Raw genomic sequence first — 5,669 nt, forward strand, 5'->3', positions numbered from 1 at the left:
GTCTTGATCAGCGGATCGTTGTAAAAAGATATATATTGTCGGCGCATCTTTTATAGGAATGGATATGGCGCGTCGACAGGTGGTCTTCGGCATGCTCGGCACCCAGCTCGACGCGGGCGAAGGGCCGGGCCGCTGGCAGAAGTGGCGCCCGACGGTGTCGCTGGGCATGCATGAGGATTTCCTGCCCGACCGCATCGAGCTGCTGCTGGATGAGCGCCGCTACAGCAAGCTGGCGCGCGTGGTCTGCGAGGATCTGGTACAGGCTGCGCCGGGCATCAGCGTGCAGCGCCACGACACCTACCTGGCAGATCCGTGGGAGTTCGAAGGGGTCTACGCCACCCTGCATGACTTCCTCGCCAGCTATCCGTTCCAGCCGGAGGAGGAGGACTACTACGTCCACATCACCACCGGCACGCATGTGGCGCAGATCTGCTGGTTTCTGCTGACCGAGAGCCGGCACTTTCCCGGGCGACTGCTGCAGACCTCGCCGCCGCGCAAGCAGGACGGCGCCGCCGGCACGTACGCGGTCATCGACCTCGATCTATCGCGTTACGACCACATCGCGCAGCGTTTCGCCCAGCAGCAGCTGCAGGACCGCGACCTGCTGAAGGGCGGCATCGCCACCCGCAACGCCGCCTTCAACCGCATGATCGAGCAGATCGAAACGGTGGCCACGCGCTCGCGCGCGCCGATGCTGCTGATGGGACCGACCGGCGCCGGCAAGAGCCAGCTGGCCAAGCGTGTGTTCGAGTTGAAGAAGCTCAAGCATCAGCTGCCGGGCCGCTTCGTCGAGGTGAACTGCGCCACGCTGCGCGGCGATGGTGCGATGAGCACCTTGTTCGGCCATACCAAGGGCGCCTATACCGGTGCTTCCAGCGACCGCGCCGGCCTGCTGCGCTCAGCCCACCAGGGTCTGCTGTTCCTGGACGAGATCGGCGAACTCGGCCAGGACGAACAAGCGATGCTGCTGCGGGCACTGGAAGAGAAGCGCTTCCTGCCGGTGGGCAGCGACCGCGAAGTGGAGAGCGACTTCCAGTTGATCGCCGGCACCAACCGCGACCTGCAGCAGTCCGTGCTGGAAGGCCGCTTCCGCGAAGACCTGCTGGCGCGCCTCAACCTGTGGACCTACCGCCTGCCGGGCCTGGCCCAGCGCATGGAAGACATCGAACCGAACATCGAGTTCGAGCTGGAGCGCTGGTCGCAGGACCAACATGCGCGGGTGCGCTTCAACACCGAGGCGCGCACGCGCTATCTCGCATTCGCCACCAGCCCGGAAGCGGCGTGGCGCGGCAACTTCCGCGACCTGGGCGCGTCAATCATGCGCCTGGCCACGTTGGCCAGCGCCGGGCGCATCCAGATCGAGGGCGTGGACGACGAGATCGCGCGCCTGCGGGCACAGTGGCGCGGTGGCGATGCGCCGTCTCCGCTGGATGCCCTGCTGGGCGAGGCCGTGGACGCGCTGGACCGTTTCGACCGCGTGCAGCTGGAAGAAGTGGTGCGGGTCTGTGCACGCTCGAAGTCGCTGTCCGCCGCCGGGCGCGAGCTGTTTGCGGTCTCGCGCACCCAGCGCGCCAGCACCAACGACGCCGACCGCCTGCGCAAGTACCTGGCGAAGTTCGGGCTGGACTGGGAGCAGGTGCGGGGTCCGGCCCGGTAACGCGACGGCACAGCTTGCGCGCGCACCGGCCACGGCGCATGCTCCGGCTGCAACCACCCACCTGAACGGAGATTTCCCATGCAGGACCGTCCCCGCTCGACCTCCAAAACCGGCCTGATCATCGTGCTGGCCTGCGTCGCTGCCTTCGTTCTGCTCGTGGGTGGCTACCAGTTCGGCAAATCACTGGCCAAGGCAGACAACGCACAGCAGGCCACGGCCGCCCCGCTGGCACGCTGACCGCGCTGCGGTAGTGCCGGCCGCTGGCCGGCAGCCGCCGCTATCCCGGCACCTGGAGCAGCCGGCCCGCTCCACTCGAAACCGCAGCTTCAGGCGATCTGCACCACGCGTGCGTTCTGGCACAGCGGGTAGCTGCCGACGAACTCGGCGATCGCCTCACGCATCGCCTCGAACGACTGGCCGTACATGTACAGCGCGGTCTCGCTCGGGCCCTGCCACCAGCTGCAGATCTCGCCCAGGCCATCGATGCGCTCGGACAGCTGTTCGAATACGTGGTTCGAATCGCACTGCTCGTACACCTCGTCAGGCAGGGTCAGGCCATCCAGGTAGATGCCCAGGCCTTCGGTCACGCCGAAGCTGCGGTCGGCCTCGCCTGCGCCCTGCACCTGCGACCCCTTCGGTGCCCCCAGCTGCTCCAGCAGGTCGACCAGCTTCGGCACGCCCGCGGCATCGACCAGTGCCACTTCGATATCGCCGTACTCGACTTCGCCCTCGTCGGACATCGCAGTACCGCCTCCGGTGATCCCGCCCAGCTCGGCCGCCTGCAGCAGCGCGTCCAGCGGATCCTCGAACAGCTCATGGCGATGCTCGGGCTGCAGCCTGGCGTTCAACTTCACGGTGACATGCAGCGTGGGTTCGGTCATGAGGGCGTTCCTGGGAGATGTGGCCGCTATTGTAGAGCCGTGCCATGCCCGGCCGCTTTGCGGCGTCGGCGCCTCGTCCTTTCAGGCGATGTGCAAGCGATAATGCGCGGCGCAAGGACACCATTCCAACAGGGGGAATACATGAAGTCGATCATTACGCTGGCACTGCTGCTGTTGCTCACGGGCTGCGGCATCCGCACCGAAGTGGTGCGCGTGAACGTGCCGGACATCCGGGTGAACCCGGAGCAGGGCCCGGTGGTGGTGGTGGCCCCGGTGCGTGACAACCGCCCCCAGTACTTCCCGCAGGTGCAATCGGCGGCGCGTGCGAAGAACATCGGTGGTGTCATCCGTGCCGGCAATGGCGTGCTGGTGGAGCTCGAAACGTCCACAGCGCCGGACAAGGCACGCGAGATCATGATCCAAGCGCTGCGCAACATGGGTTACAGGACTGCCGACAAGTGCGAGGCATCGTGTACGCATCTGGACGCCACGCTGAACGATTTTTCGGTAAGTGCTCCGGTGAATGTTTGGCGCGCCGCGACGTACACCCAGCAGATGCTTRCAGACATCGCGGTACAGGTGACGGCACGCAAGGATGGCCAGACGCGCACCTTCACGACTACCGGCCATGGCGCAAACATCTTCCAGGTAGCCTCGCGGGAGAACTGGGAGATCGCCCTGGAACGCGCGGTAAAGAGCTTCACCAGCAGCCTGCAGCAGTCGATGTCCGAACAGGACACGGCCGCGCAACCGCAGGCGCAGGACTGATCGCCGACCGGGTCAGCGCAGGAACGGGATCACTTTGCGCTTGAGCAGTTCCACCAGCACCGGGTCCATGTACTCGTAGTCATCGGGAATATCCAGGCAGATCACCCGCTTGCCGTTCAACCATGCCTTGTAGCGGCTGGAAAGCCGGTTGCGGTGCGTCCGCTCCATCACGAACACCAGATCGGCCCATTGCAGCAGCTCGGGGCTGAGCACTTCCTCGGCGTCGGCGAGCAGCCCGGCCGAGGCGGTTTCGACGCCCGGCCAATCGGCGAACACCTGCTCGGCCGTCGGGCTGCGCAGACGGTTCTGGCTGCAGAGGAAGAGCACGTTGCGGGTCATGAGCACTCGCCTTTGTAGAGCCGAGCCCGTGCTCGGCTGCTTTCCATCGCGTCGGGGTCAGAGCCCTCCTACGGGAGGGATCCGACCCCGGCGGTGATCAGATCACCGTCAGGTTGGCATACGCCATCACCAGCCACTTGCTGCCGGCGTCGGCGAACTCGATCTGCACGCGCGCGTGGGCACCGTTGCCTTCGTAGTCGGTCACCATGCCTTCGCCGAACTTGGGATGGTTGACCAGCGCACCCAGCTTGATCGGCGGCGTTTCGATGGCGGCATGWCCCATCACCCGGCTTGCGCCCATCGACGCCGGCCGCGAGACCTGCACCTTCGGCCGCACTTCGTGCAGCAGCTCGCGCGGGATCTCGCGCAGGAAACGCGAAGGCAGGCTGTAGTTGTCCTGGCCGTGGATGCGCCGCGATTCGGCGTAGCTGAGCACCAGCTTCTGCCGCGCGCGGGTGATGCCGACGTAGGCCAGCCGACGCTCTTCCTCCAGCCGCCCGCTTTCCTCCAGCGACCGTGCACTGGGGAACAGCCCCTCTTCCACGCCGGCCAGGAACACCAGCGGGAATTCCAGGCCCTTGGCCGAGTGCAGCGTCATCAGCTGCACACCTTCCTCGCCGGCCTGCGCCTGGCCCTCACCGGCCTCCAGCGCGGCGTAGGCCAGAAACGCGACCAGCTCGTCCATGTCCTCGCCCACTTCCTCGATGTCGTCGGCACGGCGCACGAAGCGCGAGGCCACCGACACGAGTTCGTCGAGGTTGTCGGTGCGCGATTCCGAATCCAGCGCGTTGCGGCTTTCCTTGCTCCAGTGCTCGCGCAACTGCGAGCGCACCAGTACATGGTCCACGCGCTCGGCAAGGGTCATCTGCAGGGTCTGCGCCTGCAGTTCGTTGACCAGCACCAGGAAGCCGGCCAGCGCATTGCGCGCACGCGCCGCCAGTGCGCTGCCCTGGGTCACCAGCATGGTGGCTTCCCACAACGAGATGCCTTGGGCGCGCGCTTCGCGGCGCACTTCGTCCAGCGTGCGGTCACCGATGCCACGCGTGGGCGTGTTCACCGCGCGCTCGAATGCAGCGTCGTCGTTGCGGTTGGACAGCAGGCGCAGGTAGGCCAGCGCATCCTTCACTTCGGCGCGCTCGAAGAAGCGCATGCCGCCATACACGCGGTACGGCACCTGTTCGCTCAGCAGCGCTTCTTCCAGCGCGCGCGACTGCGCGTTGCTGCGGTAGAGCACGGCCACTTCGGTGTAGCTGCCGCCGTCGCGCACCCACTGCCGTGCGCGCTCGACGATGTAGCGCGCCTCGTCCATCTCGTTGTACGCCGCATACAGGTCGATCGGCTCGCCGTCACCACTGTCGGTCCACAGCTGCTTGCCGATGCGGTCCGGATTGTGCGCGATCACCGCGTTGGCGGCGCTGAGGATGTTGGCGGTGGAACGGTAGTTCTGCTCCAGGCGGATGGTCTGCGCGCCCGGGAAATCGCGCAGGAAGCCCTGCACGTTCTCGACCTTGGCACCGCGCCAGCCGTAGATGGCCTGGTCATCATCACCGACCACGAACACGTGGCCCTCGTGCCCGGCCAATACCCGCACGAAGGCGTACTGGATGGCGTTGGTATCCTGGAATTCGTCCACCAGGATCTCGCGGAACCGCGCGCGGTAATGCGACAGCAACGGCGGATTGTCGCGCAGCAGTTCGTGCGCGCGCAGCAGCAGCTCGGCGAAATCGACCAAGCCGGCACGGTCACACCGCGCCTGGTACTCGGCGTAGGCCTGGCGCATGGTTTCCAGCCACGCATCGTTCGGCTCGGGCTGGATGTGCTGCGGGCGGCGGCCCTCATCCTTCTGCGCGTTGATCCACCAGGCAATCTGCTTGGGCGGGTACTTGCCGTCATCCAGCTCCAGCGCCTGTACCACGCGCTTGACCAGGCGCAGCTGGTCGTCCGAATCCATCACCTGGAAGCTTTCAGGCAGCTTGGCGTCCTGCCAGTGCAGGCGCAGCAGGCGGTTGGCCAGGCCGTGGAAG

General features: G+C 66.2%; 6 protein-coding genes. 3 read left to right on the top strand and 3 right to left on the bottom strand.

Features of this window, described 5'->3' with window-relative positions:
- Positions 1 to 64 precede the first annotated feature (64 nt).
- Together rtcR and AB4Y84_RS11345 are read left to right on the top strand one after the other, a co-directional pair.
- Positions 65 to 1,657 carry an RNA repair transcriptional activator RtcR gene (gene rtcR / locus AB4Y84_RS11340; protein WP_442244218.1) on the top strand — a complete coding sequence of 531 codons (1,593 nt, stop codon included), beginning with the start codon at positions 65 to 67 and terminating at the stop codon, positions 1,655 to 1,657.
- Between the two features lie 78 nt (positions 1,658 to 1,735).
- Positions 1,736 to 1,894 (top strand): hypothetical protein, encoded by a 159-nt coding sequence (locus tag AB4Y84_RS11345; protein ID WP_442244219.1) that lies wholly within the window; start codon positions 1,736 to 1,738, stop codon positions 1,892 to 1,894.
- A gap of 89 nt (positions 1,895 to 1,983) precedes the next feature.
- Here AB4Y84_RS11345 and AB4Y84_RS11350 read toward each other — a convergent pair whose 3' ends face one another.
- Positions 1,984 to 2,538, bottom strand: coding sequence for a hypothetical protein (locus tag AB4Y84_RS11350; protein ID WP_033832536.1), 555 nt, complete (start codon positions 2,536 to 2,538; stop codon positions 1,984 to 1,986).
- A 141-nt stretch (positions 2,539 to 2,679) separates the two neighbouring features.
- Here AB4Y84_RS11350 and AB4Y84_RS11355 point away from each other — a divergent pair, with 141 nt between their 5' ends.
- Complete coding sequence (locus tag AB4Y84_RS11355; protein WP_442250143.1) at positions 2,680 to 3,306, top strand: hypothetical protein; 627 nt, start codon at positions 2,680 to 2,682, stop codon at positions 3,304 to 3,306.
- A gap of 12 nt (positions 3,307 to 3,318) precedes the next feature.
- On the opposite strand, the gene AB4Y84_RS11360 is transcribed toward AB4Y84_RS11355, so the two are convergent.
- Complete coding sequence (locus AB4Y84_RS11360; protein WP_025878054.1) at positions 3,319 to 3,645, bottom strand: low molecular weight protein tyrosine phosphatase family protein; 327 nt, start codon at positions 3,643 to 3,645, stop codon at positions 3,319 to 3,321.
- A gap of 97 nt (positions 3,646 to 3,742) precedes the next feature.
- Positions 3,743 to 5,669, bottom strand: a 1,927-nt coding sequence (gene uvrD, locus AB4Y84_RS11365) for a DNA helicase II (protein ID WP_442250144.1), incomplete at its 5' end; no start/stop codon positions are given.

It is taken from the genome of Stenotrophomonas sp. 2YAF22, assembly GCF_052114665.1.
Classification (GTDB): domain Bacteria; phylum Pseudomonadota; class Gammaproteobacteria; order Xanthomonadales; family Xanthomonadaceae; genus Stenotrophomonas; species Stenotrophomonas indicatrix.

What these genes read in the sequence shown, in the direction of transcription:
- rtcR (WP_442244218.1), top strand. Translation starts at nt 65, where the DNA reads ATGGCGCGTCGACAGGTGGTCTTCGGCATGCTCGGCACCCAGCTCGAC.
- AB4Y84_RS11345 (WP_442244219.1), top strand. Translation starts at nt 1,736, where the DNA reads ATGCAGGACCGTCCCCGCTCGACCTCCAAAACCGGCCTGATCATCGTG.
- AB4Y84_RS11350 (WP_033832536.1), bottom strand. Translation starts at nt 2,538, where the DNA reads ATGACCGAACCCACGCTGCATGTCACCGTGAAGTTGAACGCCAGGCTG.
- AB4Y84_RS11360 (WP_025878054.1), bottom strand. Translation starts at nt 3,645, where the DNA reads ATGACCCGCAACGTGCTCTTCCTCTGCAGCCAGAACCGTCTGCGCAGC.